Annotated in this window: 13 protein-coding genes; 6 read left to right on the top strand and 7 right to left on the bottom strand. The window is 36.1% G+C overall.

All coding sequences use genetic code 11. The features are described from left to right. The first annotated feature begins 206 nt into the window (after positions 1 to 206). The 4 genes from DIT68_RS09320 (at position 207) to DIT68_RS09335 (ending at position 5,971) form a co-directional block, all read left to right on the top strand. Positions 207 to 986, top strand: a complete 780-nt coding sequence (locus DIT68_RS09320; protein WP_109359528.1) for a LytR/AlgR family response regulator transcription factor — start codon at positions 207 to 209, stop codon at positions 984 to 986. Beyond that, a complete protein-coding gene (locus DIT68_RS09325; protein WP_109359529.1) occupies positions 983 to 3,907 on the top strand; it encodes a ligand-binding sensor domain-containing protein in 2,925 nt (974 codons plus the stop codon). Before DIT68_RS09320 ends, DIT68_RS09325 begins: the two co-directional genes overlap by 4 nt. Positions 3,908 to 3,955: 48 nt before the next feature. Further along, on the top strand, positions 3,956 to 4,204 hold the full coding sequence (locus tag DIT68_RS09330) for a hypothetical protein (protein WP_109359530.1): 249 nt from the start codon (positions 3,956 to 3,958) through the stop codon (positions 4,202 to 4,204). A 210-nt stretch (positions 4,205 to 4,414) separates the two neighbouring features. Continuing rightward, complete coding sequence (locus tag DIT68_RS09335; protein ID WP_109359531.1) at positions 4,415 to 5,971, top strand: hypothetical protein; 1,557 nt, start codon at positions 4,415 to 4,417, stop codon at positions 5,969 to 5,971. Between the two features lie 157 nt (positions 5,972 to 6,128). Here the strand turns inward: DIT68_RS09335 and DIT68_RS09340 are convergent, their stop codons facing one another. After that, positions 6,129 to 6,767 (bottom strand): MBL fold metallo-hydrolase, encoded by a 639-nt coding sequence (locus DIT68_RS09340; protein WP_109359532.1) that lies wholly within the window; start codon positions 6,765 to 6,767, stop codon positions 6,129 to 6,131. A 200-nt stretch (positions 6,768 to 6,967) separates the two neighbouring features. On the opposite strand from DIT68_RS09340, the gene DIT68_RS09345 reads away from it, so the two are divergent. Continuing rightward, positions 6,968 to 8,155: a M20 metallopeptidase family protein gene (locus DIT68_RS09345; RefSeq protein ID WP_109359533.1), complete on the top strand. Its 1,188-nt coding sequence runs from the start codon at positions 6,968 to 6,970 to the stop codon at positions 8,153 to 8,155. A gap of 203 nt (positions 8,156 to 8,358) precedes the next feature. Here the strand turns inward: DIT68_RS09345 and DIT68_RS09350 are convergent, their stop codons facing one another. Continuing rightward, positions 8,359 to 9,420: a methyltransferase domain-containing protein gene (locus DIT68_RS09350; RefSeq protein ID WP_199223402.1), complete on the bottom strand. Its 1,062-nt coding sequence runs from the start codon at positions 9,418 to 9,420 to the stop codon at positions 8,359 to 8,361. 165 nt (positions 9,421 to 9,585) lie between these two features. Continuing rightward, positions 9,586 to 11,775, bottom strand: a complete 2,190-nt coding sequence (gene recQ / locus DIT68_RS09355; protein WP_109359534.1) for a DNA helicase RecQ — start codon at positions 11,773 to 11,775, stop codon at positions 9,586 to 9,588. A gap of 330 nt (positions 11,776 to 12,105) precedes the next feature. On the opposite strand from recQ, the gene DIT68_RS09360 reads away from it, so the two are divergent. Continuing rightward, the gene (locus tag DIT68_RS09360; protein WP_109359535.1) at positions 12,106 to 13,296 is read left to right on the top strand and encodes a phosphoglycerate kinase; all 1,191 of its coding nucleotides are present in this window, start codon (positions 12,106 to 12,108) and stop codon (positions 13,294 to 13,296) included. Between the two features lie 115 nt (positions 13,297 to 13,411). On the opposite strand, the gene DIT68_RS09365 is transcribed toward DIT68_RS09360, so the two are convergent. The 4 genes from DIT68_RS09365 to DIT68_RS09380 all read right to left on the bottom strand — a co-directional run bounded on the left by DIT68_RS09365 (position 13,412) and on the right by DIT68_RS09380 (position 20,987). Continuing rightward, positions 13,412 to 16,201 carry a choice-of-anchor L domain-containing protein gene (locus tag DIT68_RS09365; RefSeq protein WP_109359536.1) on the bottom strand — a complete coding sequence of 930 codons (2,790 nt, stop codon included), beginning with the start codon at positions 16,199 to 16,201 and terminating at the stop codon, positions 13,412 to 13,414. Between the two features lie 132 nt (positions 16,202 to 16,333). Next, the gene (gene eno / locus DIT68_RS09370) at positions 16,334 to 17,623 is read right to left on the bottom strand and encodes a phosphopyruvate hydratase (RefSeq protein ID WP_109359537.1); all 1,290 of its coding nucleotides are present in this window, start codon (positions 17,621 to 17,623) and stop codon (positions 16,334 to 16,336) included. Positions 17,624 to 17,653: 30 nt separating this feature from the next. Next, a complete protein-coding gene (carA, locus tag DIT68_RS09375) occupies positions 17,654 to 18,769 on the bottom strand; it encodes a glutamine-hydrolyzing carbamoyl-phosphate synthase small subunit (protein ID WP_109359538.1) in 1,116 nt (371 codons plus the stop codon). Between the two features lie 88 nt (positions 18,770 to 18,857). After that, positions 18,858 to 20,987, bottom strand: a complete 2,130-nt coding sequence (locus tag DIT68_RS09380) for a protein-disulfide reductase DsbD family protein (protein ID WP_233244182.1) — start codon at positions 20,985 to 20,987, stop codon at positions 18,858 to 18,860. Positions 20,988 to 21,090: the final 103 nt, after the last annotated feature.

A 21,090-nucleotide genomic window follows, 5' to 3' on the forward strand; every position in this document is an offset into this window, starting at 1 on the left:
ATTTTATCGCTTAAAAAATTAAAAATGCGAATCTACCGAACCATTGAGTTAAATGGTGATTTTAGGCAGTGAATAGAATTTACGCATTGTAAAACGTTGCTGTATTCAACTTCTAGTTAACAAAATCATATTTTTATTTCATTCATTTTATCACTCCAATTTCAAAACCCAAAATATTATTCTTAATTTAGTTCAAAAGAAAATATATGGATTTACGCGCTATTATAGTTGATGATGAAGAATTGGCTAGAAAAAACCTCATGATAATGCTGGAAAACTACTGTCCAGAAATAAATGTCGTAGGCGAAGCTGGTGATATTGATGAAGCAGAAGAGATGATTAAAAGCGAAAAACCAGATGTTGTTTTCTTGGATATTAGAATGCCTTCTGGCTCTGAAGGATTTGATTTATTGGAGCGATTGGAAGACCGAAATTTCCTTGTTGTATTTGTTACTGCATTTAAAGACTATGCCATTCGTGCATTTCAAACCAATGCAGTTCACTATATATTAAAACCAATAGACGATGAAGATTTAAGAACAGCTGTCGATAAACTAATTGCCACGAAAGAGACTTTCTCGAAACACCCAGAAAATTACGACAACTATTTTAATGCCTTGCAAAACTTAGCCGATCGACTGGTACATAATAAAACCAACAACCGCATTGCTATTTCGCACACAAAAGGAGTGAAAATCGTGGAAGATGATAATATTGCCTACTTGGAAGCAAGCGGCAACTGTTCCATGATTTATTTTAAAGATGAAACAAGGTACTTAGATACACGAACTTTAAAAATATATGAAGGAATTCTAAACACCATGAAATTTTACAGAATACATAAATCCTACATCATAAATTTAGATATGATTAAAGAATATGTAAGCGAAGATGGCTACACAGTTATTCTGAAAAATGGAGTTCAGCTTCCTGTGGCCAGAAATAGAGTAAGCGCGTTTTTAAAGACAATCAAAGGAAAAGCATGAGACTGCTTATTTCTCTTTTATTTTTAGTTAGCGTTTTTAGTCCGCTAAGGGCTCAAAAGTTTTCTTTCATTCAATACAATACCAGCAAGGGCTTACCTCAATCTCAGGTATACACCATAGCTCAGGATCAAGATGGATATATTTGGGTGGGTACTTTTGGGGGCTTGGCGCGTTTTAATGGTGAAAACTTCACAAATTATGGTCGTAACAATGGGCTACTGAATAACAGAATCACTAAGCTCGAAATCATAGATGGTAGCCTATACATTGGCCATCCACAAGGAATATCAATAAAGAATTCAGACAACACATTTACATCAATTCCACACACAAAAGATAAGGTATTAAATAAGGTTTCCGATTTTTCGAAATTGGATTCATCGATTTACATCGCTACCAATGGAGGAGGTTTATACTTACTTAATAAAGAAAAAAAGAGACTAGAACCAATTAAAGATAGTCCTAAACGAATAAGGGAATTAATCAATTATAAGGGAAAGCTTTTCCTCGCCACCAGAACAGGATTGCATGTGTACAACGGAAAATCTTTTGCACTCATAGAACAATCCAGTGAAAATTCATTTTCGGGATTGGAACGAAAAGGTGAGTTCATCTTTGCAAGTTCATTTAACGGAACCTTATACAAGTTAAATACGAAAACACTAAACATCGAAGAAACACTTTACGATGAAGACCACATGTTCCGAGATGTAACCATAGATCATAAAAACAACTTTTGGTTGAGTTCTAGAAATGGAATTCTATTAGTGAAAGAGGGAGATACCATAAAAATGACTGAAAAGTCAGGATTGCCCACAGATGACGTTTATGAAATATTTGAAGACAGTGAAGACAATATTTGGATAGGAACCAATGGAAAAGGAATTATTAGATTTACAGATGAAGTTTTCACCTATTACAACGAAAGCAGCGGACTACCCAGTGATTTGATTATTGCTATGGATCTGGATAGTCAGAAAAACAAATGGATTTCTACAATTGACAGAGGTGTTTTTAAAATTGACTCAACGGGGAATATAAAAAAAATAGATTTTATTCAGAGCGCTGCGTGGCAAATTGTGTGTGCGGATGACATTGTTTTGTTCGCCACCAACTTTGGTCTTTTTGTTTATGATTATAAGGAGTTTAAAAGTTATTACAAAGAGGAAGACGGACTTCCTTCAAACAGTGTAAAAGGAATACATACGCTAAATGACAGTACATTTCTGGTGAGCACAACAGAAGGAAGCATACTCTTTGACAAGAAATCGCAGACACTGTATGAAGGCGATAAATCATTAAAAAACATTATTGGAGCGCGGGATTTCGAGGTAAAACACGGCGTTATTTATGCTGCAGCCAGTAAGGGAATCTATACTATTAAAGAAGACTTCAGCGTTAAAACAGATTATTTTGATTCTGGAATTAACTGCATAGAGATTGATCCCAAAGGAGACCTTTGGGTGGGAACAGAAAACGGACTTTATATTAAAAAAGAAGGAACATATAAACGTCAATTTCTAGAAAAGGAACAAAACCTAGAATTTGTAAACTTCCTCCAGCTATATGATACTTTAATGTTTGTAGGTACCAATAATGGCCTGTATGAAGTGGGCACGAAATTAAAACATAAATACCACTACGGAATTACATCTGGACTGATTGACTTGGAAACCAACATCAATTCAAATTACCTAGAAAAAAATAGATTCTTGTGGTTTGGAACGGCCTCTGGTCTAATGAAAATGGACTTAGAAAACAGAAGTTCCTTAATGAAAAATGCCAAGCCAAAACTACAATTAACGGGGATTACGATAAACAATAAATCTCTCACGAATAAAGAAGTTGATGTTTTCAATACCAAAGGAGAAAAAAGTACACTAATCATGAAGTACGTTGACAAAAACATCTCTTTATCCTTTGATGGTATCTATATGACAAACCCGGGAAGCTTGAGATACAGCTACTTTTTAGAAGGTTTTTCAACCGACTGGACTCCGCCAAGCAACATTTCTACCGCGAGCTTTACCAACCTACCTCCAGGCGAATATGTTTTCAAACTAAAAGTTGACAATGGAAACAATAGATTTTCAAAGATTTTTTCTCTCCCCATCGAAGTTACTCCCCCGTTCTACCGTACTTGGTGGTTCTATTTTATCATTGGAATAGTCATTTCTGCCTTCGTTTTGTCCGTAGATAGAGCACGTCAAAAGAGAAGAGATAATAAGAATTACCAAATCAAATTAGAATTCCAAAATAAATTATCGAAGCTTGAACAGCAATCTCTAAACGCCAGTATGAATAGGCATTTTATCTTCAACGCTTTAAATTCAATACAATATTACATTAACGCCTCCGACAATAAATCAGCCAATAAATACCTCTCGAGATTTGCCAAATTGATTAGAAAAAACTTAGACAGCTCCTATCACGAAGATGGTATGGTTGCCTTATCCGATGAAATTGAACGGTTGAAACTCTATTTAGACTTAGAAAGTATGCGGTTTAAGGATCGTTTCAACTATTCCATTAACGTTGAAGAAGAAGTGGAAACTGAATTATTGAAAGTTCCAGCAATGTTCTTGCAACCATTTGTAGAAAACAGTATAATTCACGGAGTTCTTCCAATCAAGGATAGAATGGGAGAAATCGAAGTCAACATTACTGAACACCTCGACCATATTAGAATTGAAATTAAAGACAATGGAATTGGGATCGAAAACTCTCGCAAAAACAAGGTTAATGACCACAGTAATCATCAATCTCAGGGCATGATGATTGCAAAAGGTAGAATAGAATTGTTGCAGAAAATTTCTGCCCGATCAATAGAGATGGTTGGCCCCTTTCAAATCAAAGAAAATAACCATTCAATCAATGGAACGGTGGTTACCTTTAAAATTATGAAGCAATATTTGGGATAACTATTTAAATTTTATATTTTTGGATGTAATACTCTGAAAGTAGCCGTTATGAAAAAATTGTCATTTATATTATCAGGAATAGTTCTACTAACGATTGGTAGCTGTCAAAAAGAAGAAATCAAACCTAAGCAGTACGATGATTCTTATCAAAGAAATGTAATAATTGAAGATTGTGGCAATAATAAATCCAATGGCAATGACGTCATTCTTGGAAAAGGAATTATAGCAGATACGCTTATAAATATTACCGATCCAAATGGTGATGAAGACGACGAAAGAAGAGTGAAAAAGAAATAGAATTAGTGATTATATAAATAAAGAGAGTTGCAAAATTGCAGCTCTTTTTTTGTTTAGGAACTTTCTTTGTGAATGTAAAAAACTTGACTTTTAAAGAACAGAACACCTTCAAAAATAAACAGGTCAATAAACGAAATAGTCTTTTCAAAAACTATTTTTCACCCAATGAATAAATAAAAGTATATTAGAAGTGTACCATTAAAAAACAACATGTCTAAAACAGCTTCTCCCGCGCTATTTGAGCTTATAAAAAGCTTAACAAAAAGTGAAAAAAGATACTTTAAAATTTATGCATCTCGCCATACTATAGGTGAAGAAAACAATGGTGTTCGGATTTTTGACTTTATTGATCAACAAGAAAAATTCGATGAAGAGGAGATTTATGAGAATTTTAAAGGTGAAGCTTTTTTGAATCAATTTCCAATAACTAAAAACAGATTATATGAACAAATTATTAGTGCACTGGATGCTTTTTATGCTTCAAAAGACCTAGAGGCACAGCTTTACAAAATGTTGCATAGTATTAATATACTTTACAGTAAAGGATTATATGATCATGCGGTCAACGAGCTAAAAAAAGCAAAAAGACTTGCAAATAAGCACAACAAGGTTGCCATACTTTTGCAACTGGCAAACAAAGAGAAAATGATTCTTGAAACCCGAGGCTATCAAAAAGCAAACACCAAAAGTATAGATAAGCACAAACAAGAAACCCTCGATTTAGCAAATCAATACAGTTTGTACAATTCATTATGGAGCCTAAAAAGTAAACTTTTCATTCAACTAAACCAGTATGGCCAAGCAAGATCTTCGGCAGAACTAGAACGCTACAATGAATTGTATGAGGGATTCAAACAAATTGAGCAGCCAAAAGAAATATCATTTGAAAATCAATATTTAATTAATCATTTTAAAAGCGCTTATTACTTTGCGATTCTAGAAAATGAAAAATCTTTAGAATTACTTAAAGAAAACTTAGCTCATTTTAAGGCGAATCAAAATAAAATGAGTGAGCATCCCAATCAATATTTTTCAATTTTAACCAACATCATTCATTCAGAATCTAAATTAGGAAACTCAAAAGCAATCCATATTCATTTAAATGAATTGAAAGCGTTCCCGCATCAATTGAAGAGTAACATTACAGAAGATTTGGCAATAAAATTATTTTCTAGCATAAACAGTATTGAACTAAAAATATTAAATCAGGAAGGAAACTTTAATAAGGCCATAGCCTTATCAGAAGAAATTAAAAATGGTTTAGAAAAATACGAGGAAGAAATTACTCCATTCAGAAAAGCTTATCTCGCTTTTAACATGTCAATTGCTCATTTTGGAAATGAAGATTTTAATCAAAGCCTGAAGTGGATTAACGTAATATTAAACAATAAGGATTTGGATCAAAAAGAGGATATTGTTTCCTTTGCTCACCTACTGAACCTACTTATACATTTCGAATTAAAAAATGATGATTTACTCCCATATGCGATAAAAAGCACCAAAAGATTTTTATCAAAACGTAAAAGGACATTTAAATTTGAATCGCTCTTCCTCAAAAATTTAACAAAGATTTCTAATGCTCAAAACAAATATGAAATAGAAGATTTACTTCAAAATATAGATGAGGAAATAAAAGATTTAAAAAATGATCCTTTTGAATCTGTAGCCTTTGAATATTTCGATTTTCATCTGTGGCTTATTTCCAAAGTGAAAAACAAATCCTTTCAAGAAGTAAAACGGGAAGATTATTTGATAAAAAGAGCGTAAAGATTTGTTTTTGGGATTCATTCAATGATTGATTTTTTTGGATTCGTTGAATCATTAAAATTTTTAGATTCAAGAATTGCATAGCACATTAATAATGAAATGTACAGTTTACCAACCGTCCGTAAATTATTCCTCCATAAAAAAATTCATTTTGGCTCTACCACAAAATTGGATTGCTCTTTTTTTCCTCTCCAATGGTTGTTTCTGGGCCGTGACCTGTATACACCAAGGTATTGTCGGGTAACGTAAACATTTTTTTCGTTATCGAATTTTTCAATGTCTGCATATCTCCTCCGGGTAAATCAACTCTCCCATAACTCCCTTTAAAAAGAACATCACCATTAATTACCAATTCCTCTTTTGCGCTGTAAAAAACCACATGACCTGGTGCATGCCCTGGACAAAATATAACCTCGAAGGAGATATCACCAAAATTTAAAACGTCGCCTTCTTCAATAAATTTATCTGGCATCGGTGAAGCTTGAAATTGGTTTAAACCATACATTTGAGCACTTCTTTCGCCCATTTGCAATGTAACCACATCGTCTTTATGCAAATATAAATCAACGCCATATTCACGCTTCACAAAGTCATTTCCCATGATGTGATCCAAATGACCATGCGTATTCAGTAAAGCTTTTACTGTTAAATCGTTCTTTGAAATATAGTCTCTCAACAATTGACGCTCTTCTTCAAAATAACAACCAGGATCAATAATTACGACATTTTTTTGGTCATCTATTGCTAGATAAGTATTTTCTTGAATCGGATTAAAAGTGAATTTAACTATTTTCATAATTGGAATTTTTATCTGTTACAACAAATTTGAATTGTTCAATTTTTGCAATTGCTATTCATCTACAAAATTAGCATCTTTGTGATTGATCGTACGCAATATTCGCAGAAAAAGCGGAATTAAAGATTAAATTAGTGAATTCACCTGTGAAGACGAGATTGATCTCAGATCAGTAAACAATTGCAAAAAAAGGAAAAATCATGAATCAAAATATACGTGAATCAGTAATACAGCAATCAGAAGATCTTTTTGAAAAAGTGCTTGGCTACAGAAAACACATTCATAAAAACCCTGAATTATCGTATCAAGAATTTGAAACCATGAAGTTCATTTCTGAGCAACTGACTAAAATTGGAATTCCTCATGAGACTGGAGTTGCAGAAACAGGAATTGTTGGAGTTATTCGTGGAAATCGTCATTCAGAAAATCAAGAATGCATTGGTTTACGCGCTGATATTGATGCACTGCCTATTCAGGAGCAAAATGATGTTGATTATAAATCGAAAAACGATGGAATAATGCACGCTTGTGGTCATGATGTGCATACATCCGTCCTATTGGGAGCTGCTGAGATTCTATTTGGGATGAGAAATGAACTAAAAGATCCAGTAAAGTTAATTTTCCAACCAGGCGAAGAGAAAAATCCCGGAGGAGCAAGCTTAATGATTGAGGCGGGTTGTTTGGAAAACCCAAAAGTGAAAGAAATGTATGCCTTGCATGTTTTTCCAGATTTTGCTGTTGGTCAAGTTGGTACTAAAGAAGGACTATATATGGCTTCTTGCGATGAAGTCTATATCGACATTATTGGAAAAAGTGGTCACGGAGCCACTCCTCACGAAACAATCGACAGCATACTGGTTGGAGCAGAAATAGTTACCTCACTTCAGCAAATTGTGAGTAGAAAATGTGATCCAAAAATTCCTTGTGTTTTAAACTTTGGACATTTTGAAGCTCTGGGAACAACAAATGTAGTTCCAGAAAAAGTACATATCAAAGGAACATTCAGGACCATGAATGAAGAATGGCGAGCAAAAGCGCTACAACAAATCACAAAGCAAGCAGAACTCATTGCAGAAGCTCACGGAGCAAAAGCCATTGTTGAAATTAGTAAGGGCTATCCATTTTTAGAAAATGACGTTGAACTGACAAGAAAATTTGTACAAAAAGCCAACAACTGGCTAGGCGAGGAAAATGTACATGATTTACCGATTCGTTTAACAGCTGAAGACTTCTCTTTCTACGCACAAGAAATCCCAACATGCTTTTTTAGAATTGGCGTGAGAAACGAAGAAAAAGGAATCGTGCATGGAGTTCACAATTCCAGATTTAATATCGACCATGAAGCCTTAAAAACGGGGATGCAAATGATGGTGATGGCTTGTTTGTAAATAATTACGAATTACCAATCATTTAATTACGAATGTATGGGGCGTGAAGATGAGTTTGTTCTTATCGGATAAAAAATTAAAAATTAACCGCAATGGCGCAAAGGTCTCAAAGTAAAATTGAGCAAAACTTGTTTACTCAATTCACCTTGGTAAAAAAAACTCAGCGAACTTTGCGTTAACCTCTGCGACTTCGCGGTAAAAAATCAACAACAACCTCCTCCAACACTCTCGTTACTCTCTGACTTACTCGCAAATGGAATATCCGTCCCACAGCCTTCGTAAATGCCGTAATGTGTTGACCAATCTCCAAAGAAATCGAAATGTTTATTGTAACGCGTATCGTTTAGCATTCGAAATGTATTTCCGCAAACACTCATTATCTTACCTTTAGGAAACTCATGGTGATCGTCCAAAAATAAATTTTCTTTCTCTGTTGAAAGCGTTCCTTTATAGCGCACTGCTTGACCATAATCTTCACAGTATTGTTCTAAGCCATCAATTTTAAACAAGCGATAAGTCACTGAGAAGAACTTAATATTACCTACTTTTTCCTCAAGCTCCTCGTTTTCTATGGTGATAGGCTCGTCTTCCGCAACTCTTGGGTCAGAGAACCCTGCTTTTCTTGCAGCGTTTAAAAAATCGTTCCAATACAATGCACCACTGAGACATTCACCCCAAAGCACTTGATCTTTTTGCAGTTCCTGTGGTATTCTTCTATCGGAATACACATCAGAAAAATACATTTCTCCACCTGGCTTTAGAAGCTTGAATGCATCTGACAACACTTTATCTTTGTTAGAAGCTAAGTTAATTACACAATTAGAAATAATCAAATCAAAAGACTCTGGCGCAAAACCCAACTCATCTAATTTCTCAATATTACCATTAACGAATTCAACATTAGATTTAGAATAACCAAATTTTTCTTTGTGATATTCCAAATGTTTATTGGCAACGTCCAACTGCTCTTGTGTCATGTCTACACCCACAATTTCACCTGCTTCACCCACAAGTTGAGCAGCAATATAACAATCGCGACCACTCCCAGAACCCAAATCAAGAATCCTAAGTCCTTCCACCTCAGAAGGAATCGTTAAACCACAACCATAATATTTATCAGAAACTTCCGGATGAACATTCTTTAAGGCATTTTTAATTTCTAAAGGCGGAGCTACTGCTGTGCAGCAGGCATTTGTTTTCAAATCTGTCGAGCTCTCCAATTCTTTTCCGTAATACTCTTTTACGCTATCGTGTATTGTAGACATTTTTTTTTCTGTTTGTTTATTTGTGAAGTTGCTGATTTGTTTACTTCAACCACCTTCTCCACTAGCAATTAGACAACTTTTCCGACCTCTAGCGGATTAACAATTAACTATATATACAAGGATCCCTAACGCGTTAATAATTAATAATTAAACATTAACAATTATTTAGTTTGCCATTTCTGACATAAACTTAATACGCATCAACCTTAATTCTTCCTCGGTGTAATCCCCATCAAATTCATCGTAAGCCTCTTGTAAAGAATCTGTTTCTGCCTCTGAAAAATAATCATAAATCTCTTCTTGATTGTCCTCGTCCAATATTTCGTCCAAATAATAATTGATATTCACCCTGGTTCCAGAATTGACAATCATTTCAATCTCATCAATTATTTCATCCATTGACTTTCCTTGGGAATTACTAATGTCTTCCAAAGGCAATTTCCTATCAATATTTTGAATTAACTGAACCTTTAATCCAGATTTGTTCACCAATGATTTCACGACCATATCTTGCGGACGCTCTATCTCGTTGTTTTCGACATACTCTTTGATTAATGTCAAGAAAGGAGCGCCATATCTTTTTGCTTTCCCCAGTCCAACCCCCTGAATATTTGTCAATTCCTCTTTCGTGATAGGATATTGCAAAGTCATATCCTTTAAACTTGCTTCTTGGAATATAACAAAAGGTGGAATATCTTTATCTCTTGAAATTTGCTTTCTAAGATCTAGTAAGGCTTGATAAAGCTCCTCGTCAAATGTGTCCTTAATTCCCATTGCGGCAACATCTCCGCTATCTTCATCTACGGAGTAATCATGCTCCTTAACCAGTTTAAACGAATGGGGATTCTTAAGGAACTCATGACCTCTTTCCGTCATTTTAATTACTCCATAGGTTTCAATATCTTTTGAAATTAAACCCGCCACAAGTGCTTGACGCACTACTGCATTCCAAAACACTTTATCATGCTCTTTTCCCGATGCGAAATGCGGAAGTAAATTATGTTTATAGGAGTTAATCTCTGTCGTATTCTCACCGTTTAAGAAAGAACATATATGAGGCGCTCTTTGCATTTCTTTCAGCTCGATCACTGCATGCAAAAGATTAGCAATTTCTGTTTTACCCTCTGTCTTTTCTTTTGGATTGCGACAATTATCGCACATTTCAGAGCATTTAGAATCATCGTATTCTTCTCCAAAATAATGTAGTAAATACTTCCTTCTGCAAATTGAAGTTTCGGCGTAAGACACAATTTCAAACAATAGCTGCCTTCCAACCTCTTGCTCTGCTACAGGTTTACCTTGTAAGAACTTCTCTAATTTTTCGATGTCCTTGTACGCGTAGAAAGCTACACATTCTCCAACTCCACCATCTCTTCCTGCACGCCCAGTTTCTTGATAATAACTTTCCAACGATTTTGGAATATCATGATGAATCACAAACCTAACATCTGGCTTGTCAATTCCCATTCCAAAAGCAATTGTCGCAACAATTACATCCACTTCCTCCATCAAAAATGCATCCTGATGTCTGGCACGTGTAGACGCATCCATTCCTGCATGATAACCTAGAGCGTTAATACCATTAACACGGAGTATTTCGGACAACTGCTCAACTTTTTTACGTGATAGGCAGTAAATAATTCCTGATTTACCTTTCCGTTTTCGGATATACTTAATGATTTCTTTCTCGACATCTCTTTTTGGTCGAACTTCATAGTAAAGATTATCTCTGTTAAAAGACGCTTTATATAGGTGTGCGTCACCCATATTCAAGTTTTTCTGAATATCCTGTTGCACTTTTGGAGTTGCAGTAGCTGTCAATGCAATAATTGGGACATCTGAAATTGCTTCAAAAATTTCGCGTAATCGGCGATACTCTGGACGGAAATCGTGTCCCCATTCAGAAATACAGTGCGCTTCATCAATTGCGAAAAAGGAAATCTTCACAGAGGTGAAGAAATCTATATTCGATTGCTTAGTGAGCGATTCAGGAGCAACATAAAGCAGTTTGGTTTTACCTGCTTTAATATCTTCCTTTACCTTATTGGCATCCGTTTTGGACAATGAACTATTGAGAACATGAGCGACGGAATCATCTTCACTGACATTCCGAATGGCATCCACCTGATTTTTCATCAGTGCAATCAATGGGGAGACGATTATTGCTGTACCTTCCGACAATAACGCAGGAAGCTGATAGCACATCGACTTACCACCACCGGTTGGCATGATAACGAATGTATTCTTTTTATCTAAAATACTCCTTATTATAGATTCTTGATCACCACGGAACTGATCGTACCCAAAATACTTGCGCAAGGCAAGGTTTAACTCCGAAACTTCTGTAACAGACATATGTATTGAAATTTTGTCTTATAAATATACAAAAAATAAGCAATACGAATTTAAGGAATTATTAAATACTTATCAAAGTCAAAACACATATACTTTACTACAAATTATAAATCTGTCAAAATATGCAACAAACCCTTTTAAAATCAAGCTTTAGCAAAACAGAAAACTTTTCAGGGATAGGGTAATTGTTGGAAAAAGAAAATTAAATAAATATTATAGAAACGCTTAAAAGCACTTTAACACTTCTTAATACGCCATTTCATTTTTCTTTAAGTATTAAAATTTTGGTATTAAAGATTGTATTATTTTTGTCGAAAAATATTACATACCATGAAAACTATTTCTAATATCGACTTTAAAAACAAGCGTGCCTTAATACGTGTGGACTTCAATGTTCCCTTGAATGAGGATAATAAAATCACAGACAACACGCGTATAAAAGCAGCTGTTCCTACCATAAAACTTATACTTGAAAAAGGAGGTAGTGTTGTATTAATGTCCCACCTAGGTAGACCAAAAGGTGGATACGAGGAGAAGTTCTCCTTAAAGCACATAACTAGTGAATTAGAGAAGTTAATTGGAAGAGATGTCAAATTCCTAGGGGATTGTATAGGGGAAGATGCTCTTAATTATACCAAAAACCTTAAAAGTGGTGAGGTAGTATTATTAGAAAATCTACGCTTTTACTCAGAAGAAAAATCTGGAGATTCAGAATTTGCTCAAAAGCTCTCAAATCATGGTGACATTTACATCAATGATGCTTTTGGAACAGCGCACAGGGCGCATGCCAGCACAGCCGTCATTGCAGAAAACTTTCCAAATGACAAATATTTCGGTTTGTTATTAGAGAAAGAAATAAAAAATATCGATGTTTTACTTCACACACCCAAACCACCAACAACGGCAATTATTGGAGGAGCAAAAGTGAGCTCAAAAATCACTATTATTGAAAAACTAATGGATTCCGTAGATCAAATTATTATTGGTGGAGGAATGGCTTACACATTTATCAAAGCTCAAGGCGGCCAAGTTGGTGATTCGCTGGTTGAAGATGATTACTTAGAAACTGCTAAGAAAGTTTTGGAAATGGCAGAACAGAAAAAAGTAAAAATCCATTTACCAAGCGATACAATTATAGCAGATAAATTTGCGAATGATGCCAACGCAAAGTCATGTGATATCAATGAAATTCCAGAAGGCTGGATGGGATTAGATATAGGAACAGAATCAATTCACAATTTCAACACCGTTATTCAGTCCTCTAAAACTATTCTTTGGAATGGTCCAATGGGTGTTTTTGAAATGGAAAACTTTATGCAAGGAACAGTGGCGGTAGCGAACTCCTTGGTAAATGCAACCTCAAATGGTGCATTCACTTTAATTGGTGGTGGCGACTCTGTTGCAGCAATCAATTTGTTAAACTTAGCAGACCAAGTAAGTTATGTATCCACTGGTGGAGGCGCTATGCTGGAATACCTAGAAGGAAAAGAACTGCCAGGTATTCAGTCAATCAACAATTAGATTGACCAAAATTAAATAGTTAAGAATAAAAAAAGACGAATCTCAAAATTGAGATTCGTCTTTTTTTATTACCAGTACTTTAATAGACGCTAAAGCAATTTGGTTGGTAGTTCCTCTAGTAAATCACCGTTATAATTCCATCCCAAACATACTTTTCATCATTGATTAAGTTAGTCGCTTGGATTTTATAAATATACGTTCCAGATTTTACTAGAGCACCACCTTGCCCATAAGTACCATCCCATCCCACATTTAAGTCGTGAGACTCCCAAACTTTTTCTCCCCAGCGATTATAAATCTCAACCGTAACATTCATTTTATCAATCCCTTCAATGGTTGGCTTCCAAGTTGGATTTAACTCATCACCATCTGGCGTAAATGAATTAGGCGTAAAAATCAATACTTCAGGTATAACCTCAACAGTTTTTGTAATTGTGTCTTTACAATCAAACATAGAAACCGCAATCATTTCTACTGAAAACGTTCCAACCTGCCCCTCAGGATATTTCGTTTTAGGGTCTTTTAGAACTGAGAACTCCGGCGTCCCTCCAAGAAAAGTCCAGCTATAAGTATCAGCATCCTCACTATAGTTTTGGAAATTCACCTCAGAGTTTAATATCGTAGCTGGTTTCGGATAATAGGTGAAATCTGCCTTTGGTTTTGGGTATACAGTTAACATTTCATTATTCGTTAAAGAATCAATACAGCCGTCAGGAGTTACAACCACTAATTGAACGCCATAAACACCTGGCTTTTCTATAGCTACATCTATTGTATCATTCATCATAAATGTTTGATCATCTGAAATATACCAATATGTATCTTCTACCAATAAAGAGTCTGTTTCGTTATACAACACAAATTCGGCTGGTGTACAAATCTCCCCATCAACTACATCGAATTTAACATTAGGCAACTTCGCCACAACCACTTCTGAAGTACTTGTCTTTGGTGTACTTTCACAACCATCTGTCACCATTACAGTGTAGTTAGTTGTCGTAGAAGGAGAAACATTGATAATATTACTTGTACCTACAACACTACCATTAGGATCTGTCCAAGTGTAGTTGTAAGGACCATTATCCCCACCTGTTACGGTCGCAGAAACGTTAATAGATTCGCCTGGACAAATTGTTTGAGAAGCTGTACTTGACAATTCCAATGGTGGCAGCACTTCTACCTCTATAATCAAGGGCGGCGTTGTGCAGCCTGCCACACTTTCCGCATAAACCGTATAGTTAGTTGATGCATTGGGCTGTACAGTTTGTGTGCTTGTTAAATCATTTGTATGCCCCCAATGATATTCAACAGGGTTTGCACCGGTAGCTGTCCCTATTAAAGTTGCCTCTCCATTTTCACAGACAGTCGTATCCGCAGAGGTGGTTAGTAGCAATTCTTCATAAACCACAATCATAGAATCGACTTTAATTAATGCACAAGAGTCATTAGATTCGGTCAAGAAAAACTGATATTGACCAGGTGTATCAAAAGCTACATCAGCGTCGATTGTCTGATCATCCGGTGTGAAGGTAACCGTTCCAGGTCCGGTGTATGTCCAAATAATATCATTGGTGGGCATAGTAAAAGTCCCATTCAAGGTTCCGGTTCCTCCCGCGCAGACGGTGGTGTCAGCTCCCGCATCCGTTACCAAATCAAGGGGTTTATCGACAAGCCAAATATCTCCATAAGAGAAGGTGGTATCTCCACAAGAATTAATGGTATAGGCGGTAAGGAATATATCCTCTGGTCCCTCGTAGATTGAATCGTTTACGGGTGAAAAGTCTAAGCAAAAAGTAGTATCTCCTGGTGGCAAAATAATGCTATCCCCTAAGTTAGGTAAATTTGAAAATGAATAATCTATTCCTTCAACCGCTGAACCAGAAATTTGGTAATAAACTATCGACGTATCTACACTTTGGTCCAAAGATCTTGTAAAGCAAAAACTCCCCACGTCACAACCTTCAACAATAACCGTGTCCAGGTAAATGGATGTAACATTACTACTTTCAATAACGATATTAGGCTCAGAAGCGAATGATCCTGCCTTTAAGAAAACCCCTGAGTCATAAGATTGGTCTACCACATTACCTATCGCCAATTTAATATGATATGTTTCTCCACAAATCACAGATGCATTAGCAGTTAATTCAACTGTACTACCATTAAAAGCAGGTCCAAACCCAGAAGGAGATATTGTTGGAGACATGTTATAGATGGCATTATAAGCTGTTGTGAAGAGCACTGAATTGGCTATCCAATTCGGGTTTAAGTTTGAACAATTTGTTGTTGCCCCCCCTGAGGAAACTCCTGAGTTCAGGGTATTAATTCCTACGGGGATATTATTTGAGCCCGGAATTGTAGCAATATTCTTTGAATTGTTTGAATATGGTCCTGAAATACCTGGACCTGAAATGAAAAATCCAAAAACGTCATTAAAGTTTGAACAAGTAAAACTGCTGTACTCTGCAGAAGTAAAAATATAGCTAAAAGAAAGTGTGTCTCCATCTGGAACAAAATCAAATTCTAGAACAACTCCGTTTGTTATGTTGTTTGGTGTAATTGCGCTTAAATCAGCATCAGTTATCACACTCGCATTCTCAGTCTTCAAAATCACTCCTCCTGAGAGTGGAAAACCAGCAGATGCATTTGTAAATTGATTTAATGAAGCCTGTGGATTATTCACTAAAAACGGACTCCCGTTAAAAGTAATATTTGTAGCTACAACACCTTGCCCAAGCAAAACATCAGTTACTGCATAAGCTGGTGTAACATTAGGATTTACGGCTGATATCTGACTGATAGTGCTTGATGTTCCTTGAATAATAAAAAATAAAATAAGTACAACCAAAGATTGAAGATTCCTCTTGGTTTTATTGTGGGGCAGTAATGTATATGTGTTTTTCATAACTCTAATCGCTTTCTGTTAGTTTCATTGAGTAAACGGTCAGAAAGCGATTAGAGTTGCCTTAAATCAATAAAAAAACATCTGTTTCAACGTTTAAATATTGGATTCCTAAAATCTACAATAGTGTAACTTTTATTTTTTTATGTACTTAAAGTCTAAGCCTGGATAATATGCGCTTGCACCCAACTCCTCCTCAATTCTAATGAGTTGGTTGTATTTTGCCGTTCGATCACTTCTTGAAGCTGAACCTGTTTTGATTTGTCCGCATCCTAAAGCTACAGCTAAATCAGCTATTGTCGTATCCTCTGTTTCTCCACTTCGGTGACTCATAACAGATGTCATAGAATTTTGGGTCGCCATTTGAACGGCCTCAATTGTTTCAGAGAGTGTTCCAATTTGGTTTACTTTAATCAGAATTGAATTTGCAGACGCCTCTTCTATTCCTCTTGCTAGACGCTTAGTATTCGTAACGAATAAATCATCTCCTACCAGTTGAACTTTATCTCCAATGGCTTCGTTCAATAGTTTCCAACCTTTCCAGTCGTCTTCATCTAAACCGTCTTCAATTGAAATAATTGGATATTTGTTTACCCATTCTTTCCAATAGTCAACAAATTCTTCTGATGTCATTTCTGAACCTGTAGATTCGAAAACATATTTATTTTTCTCCTTGTTATAGAATTCTGAACTAGCTGCATCTAAAGCAATCCAAACATTTTCGCCTGGCTTGTATCCTGCTTTAACGATAGCTTCCAAAACAAATTCAATTGCTTCTTCGTTTGAACCTAAGTTTGGAGCGAATCCTCCTTCATCTCCAACATTTGTGGAATACCCCTTATCTTGAAGCACCTTTTTCAAATGATGAAAAATCTCAGTTCCCATACGCAATCCTTCAGAGAAAGACTGAGCGCCGAAAGGCATCACCATAAATTCTTGAATATCTATTTTATTGTCCGCATGAGAACCTCCGTTCAAAATATTCATCATAGGAACAGGCATTGTGTTTGCCCCTAAACCACCGACATATTTAAAGAAGGACATTCCAGAGTCTGCAGCAGCAGCTTTTGCCACCGCTAAAGAAACTCCCAAAATTGCATTAGCTCCTATTCTACCCTTATTGGATGTACCGTCAATCTCAATCAACTTTTGATCGATTGCTTTTTGGTCGAACAAGTACATTCCCTGTAAGGCTTCGTTAATTACCGTGTTTACATTTGCTACGGCATTTTGAACGCCTTTACCCATGTATCTTTTTGGATCTTCATCTCTTAACTCAACTGCTTCGTGAACTCCTGTTGAAGCTCCAGACGGGACAGCTGCTCTCCCCAATCTACCTTGGCTAGAATAAACATCTACCTCGACAGTTGGATTTCCTCTTGAATCTAAAATTTGACGTGCAAAAATATTAGCAATATAACTCATTGAATTAGGATTTAAATAATTGTGTTTAAATTATGATTGTTTAAAAGTATCCATGTTTGTTACAAAATCATCAAATAAATATCTTGAATCATGAGGACCAGCTGAAGATTCTGGGTGATACTGCACAGAAAAAACTAATTTGTTTTTCAATGCAATTCCAGCAACTGTATTGTCATTCAAATGTGAGTGTGTAATTTCAATATTCTCGTTATCCTCTGCACTCACTCGTGAAACAACAAAACCATGATTCTGACTTGTGATTTCTCCTTTACCGGTTTTATGATTCAAAACTGGGTGATTTAATCCGCGGTGCCCTTGATGCATTTTTTCAGTCTCTAAACCTTGACTTGCTGCAATGATTTGATGTCCCATGCAAATTCCGAAAACAGGAATATCTGTATCGATAATTTCTTTCACCAATTGATGAGAAGAAGTCATTACGGCTGGATCTCCAGGACCGTTCGATAACATAAAACCATCTGGTTCATAGGCTAAAAGTTCATCTAAAGATGAATTCATCGGAAAAATTTTCACTTCACAGTCCCTATCGTTCAGACAAGTTGCGATAGATTTTTTTGATCCGAAATCTAATAAAGCTACTTTGTAGTGACTTTTGCCCGTTGAAGAAGAAGAAATATAAGCTTCTTTTGTTGAAACTTTACTTGCTAATTCCAAGCCCTCCATTGACGGAACATTTTTTAATTCCTCTACAAGATCTTCAATGCTATCATCTTCATTTGAAGAGATAATGGCATTCATCGCTCCTTTAGATCTAATATACCGTACCAAAGCACGTGTGTCAATATCAGAAATTCCGACTTTGTTGTCTTTGATTAAAAAATCTTGAAGGGATAAATCTGAGATATCTCGAGATGCAACATCTGAGAACTTTTTAACGATTATCCCCGCGCATTGTATCTTATCAGACTCAGATTCCGCAGAGGTTGTTCCGTAGTTACCAATATGTGGCGAAGTCATTATCACCAATTGTCCGAGGTAGGAAGGGTCTGTAAAAACTTCTTGGTAGCCAGTCATTCCTGTATTGAAAGCCAACTCTCCAGCTGTTTTACCAATTTTCCCTATCGCTTTACCGTGAAAAGTAGTTCCGTCTTCTAAAACTAAAACTGCATTTGCTCGTTCAATCATCTCTAAATAGTTTTGACAAAAGTAACACTTTACCTCTTATTTGGAATTGAATCTTTCAAAAAGTTCCTATTCTTTTATAAACTGGTTTTTATTTCTGTGCATTGTAGGCGTTTAACCCTTCTTCCAACCACTGTTTAAAGGCTGCCGGGTTACTGTGATTTTCATAATCTGCCGGTCCAACTTCTAAATCTTCACCTGCTCCATTTTGAAAAATGTAATAAGGCTGAGCTGTTACCTGATATTCCGAAACCTGTTTGAATGAGTTTTTGTCTCCTACGGTTTTCAAGTTCTTTTCTCTACCATTCGGATAGGTCACAGTTTTCTGTTCATCCTTCGGTAAATCAACGCGTTCATCAACATAAAGTGAAACGATAACTACATCATCTCTTAACATCTCGATGATCCCAGGCTCGCCCCAGACACTTTGCTCCATCTTTCTACAATTTACACAATTGTGCCCTGTAAAATCAACCATCAAAGGTTTATTTACTTTATTTGCGTGAGCCAAAGCTTTATCATAGTCATGGAACACCATAATATTTTGAGGTCCTAAATGCGTTCCTTCAATAAATTCGCCTTTACTCACTGTTGCAGTTCCACCACCACCAAAACCTAGTGGAGCTTCACTGTAACTCATTGGCGGAGGAAAAGCGCTAATAATTTTTAGAGGCGCACCCCACATTCCAGGAATTAGATAAATTACAAATATCAGCACTGTAGTTCCGAAAAGTGTTCTTCCAACAGACAATTTCTCCACAGGACTATCATGCGGCAGTCTTAATTTCCCGAATAAATAGAGCGCCAACACTAAGAAGATACCAATCCAAATTGCTAAGAAAACTTCTCTTTCAAGTAAATGCCATTGCAAGGCTAAATCTGCGTTTGATAAGAACTTGAAAGCTAAGGCTAATTCTAAGAAACCTAACACTACTTTCACTGAATTCAACCATCCACCTGATTTTGGCAATGTGTTTAACCAACCTGGGAATGCTGCAAACAAGGCGAAAGGCAAGGCCAATGCCAATGAAAAACCAAACATCCCTACAAATGGTGCAAGTCCACCTTCAGAGGCTGCCTGTACCAGCAATATCCCTACAATTGGCCCCGTGCACGAAAAAGAAACCAAAGCCAAGGCTAACGCCATAAAGAATATCCCTAAGAATCCTCCCTTATCTGCTTTTGAATCCGCTTTATTGGCCCAAGCACTTGGTAAACTAATTTCGAACGCTCCCATAAACGAGATAGCAAAAACCACCAATAAAAGGAAAAACACGAGATTAAAAACAGGATCAGTGGACATCTTATTTAGCGAGTCAGCCCCAAAAATAGCGGTCACTAAAATTCCCAAAACGATATAAATCACGATGATTGATATACCATATTTAATGGCATTATTTATTCCTTGTTTTTTGGTTTTACTTTGTTTTGTAAAGAAGCTCACAGTCATTGGAATCATTGGGAAAACACAAGGTGTAACAAGTGCAATTAACCCACTACCAAAAGAAACAGCAAAAATCCACCACAAGGAACGCCCCGCTGGATCGCTTTTACTCTGTTTTTTGTTGCCATCTTTCGTTACCACCAAGGTTTCTGCTTCATCTTCTCCTTCTTCTTCCATTTCAGCAGATTCCTCTTCCTGAGATACATCATTCCCTTCTTCAGGATTAGCACTTAAATCATCTTTTAACAAAGGGTCTTTAGAATCTAAATCAGAGGCGTCCAACAATCCATCATCAGCCTTTTCTACCTTTATTTCACATCCTTTTACTTGAACAGTAAAAACATCTTCAAAAGGAAATAAACACTTAACGGAATCACAAGGCTGAAATCCAAAATCGAGTTTTAGTTCAAAATCCTTATCGGTAGTGATTTTAATTTTTTGTTTCAACGTGAATGTTCCCGCGTGGTAGCGCAAGTTTTCCTCAGAAACCTCATCGTACTCCTCAACAGGCTTAGGCTCAATCACTTTACCAACAATCTTGTAATTAGGAGATTTTTGTACTTTAAATGTTGTTGGAATTCCAAAATTATCGGCTGGTAGCGTTAAAGCGTTGATGTGCCAATGGTCATCTACTGTAAATTCTCCAATTATTTCGGCATCACAGCCAGACTGTTTCACTTTAAAACTCCACTTCACCTTGTCTTCTGGATATTCCACTTGGGAAAAACCATAAAAACCAAAAACAATCATTAATAGTAAGCTTATCGATCTTATCATGATATAAAAAACATTTATTCCGAGGATGACCTCAACAATTTAAATTAGCTTTCCTTTGAAAAAAAAACCTAAAACACTTAAAATGAGAATTAAGAACACTGGT

It is taken from the genome of Brumimicrobium oceani (assembly GCF_003143775.1).
Lineage (GTDB): Bacteria > Bacteroidota > Bacteroidia > Flavobacteriales_D > Crocinitomicaceae > Brumimicrobium > Brumimicrobium oceani.

What these genes read in the sequence shown, in the direction of transcription:
- DIT68_RS09350 (WP_199223402.1), bottom strand. Translation starts at nt 9,420, where the DNA reads ATGTCTACAATACACGATAGCGTAAAAGAGTATTACGGAAAAGAATTG.
- DIT68_RS09325 (WP_109359529.1), top strand. Translation starts at nt 983, where the DNA reads ATGAGACTGCTTATTTCTCTTTTATTTTTAGTTAGCGTTTTTAGTCCG.
- DIT68_RS09340 (WP_109359532.1), bottom strand. Translation starts at nt 6,767, where the DNA reads ATGAAAATAGTTAAATTCACTTTTAATCCGATTCAAGAAAATACTTAT.
- DIT68_RS09335 (WP_109359531.1), top strand. Translation starts at nt 4,415, where the DNA reads ATGTCTAAAACAGCTTCTCCCGCGCTATTTGAGCTTATAAAAAGCTTA.
- DIT68_RS09345 (WP_109359533.1), top strand. Translation starts at nt 6,968, where the DNA reads ATGAATCAAAATATACGTGAATCAGTAATACAGCAATCAGAAGATCTT.
- DIT68_RS09320 (WP_109359528.1), top strand. Translation starts at nt 207, where the DNA reads ATGGATTTACGCGCTATTATAGTTGATGATGAAGAATTGGCTAGAAAA.
- eno (WP_109359537.1), bottom strand. Translation starts at nt 17,623, where the DNA reads ATGAGTTATATTGCTAATATTTTTGCACGTCAAATTTTAGATTCAAGA.
- DIT68_RS09365 (WP_109359536.1), bottom strand. Translation starts at nt 16,201, where the DNA reads ATGAAAAACACATATACATTACTGCCCCACAATAAAACCAAGAGGAAT.
- DIT68_RS09360 (WP_109359535.1), top strand. Translation starts at nt 12,106, where the DNA reads ATGAAAACTATTTCTAATATCGACTTTAAAAACAAGCGTGCCTTAATA.
- recQ (WP_109359534.1), bottom strand. Translation starts at nt 11,775, where the DNA reads ATGTCTGTTACAGAAGTTTCGGAGTTAAACCTTGCCTTGCGCAAGTAT.
- carA (WP_109359538.1), bottom strand. Translation starts at nt 18,769, where the DNA reads ATGATTGAACGAGCAAATGCAGTTTTAGTTTTAGAAGACGGAACTACT.
- DIT68_RS09330 (WP_109359530.1), top strand. Translation starts at nt 3,956, where the DNA reads ATGAAAAAATTGTCATTTATATTATCAGGAATAGTTCTACTAACGATT.
- DIT68_RS09380 (WP_233244182.1), bottom strand. Translation starts at nt 20,987, where the DNA reads ATGATAAGATCGATAAGCTTACTATTAATGATTGTTTTTGGTTTTTAT.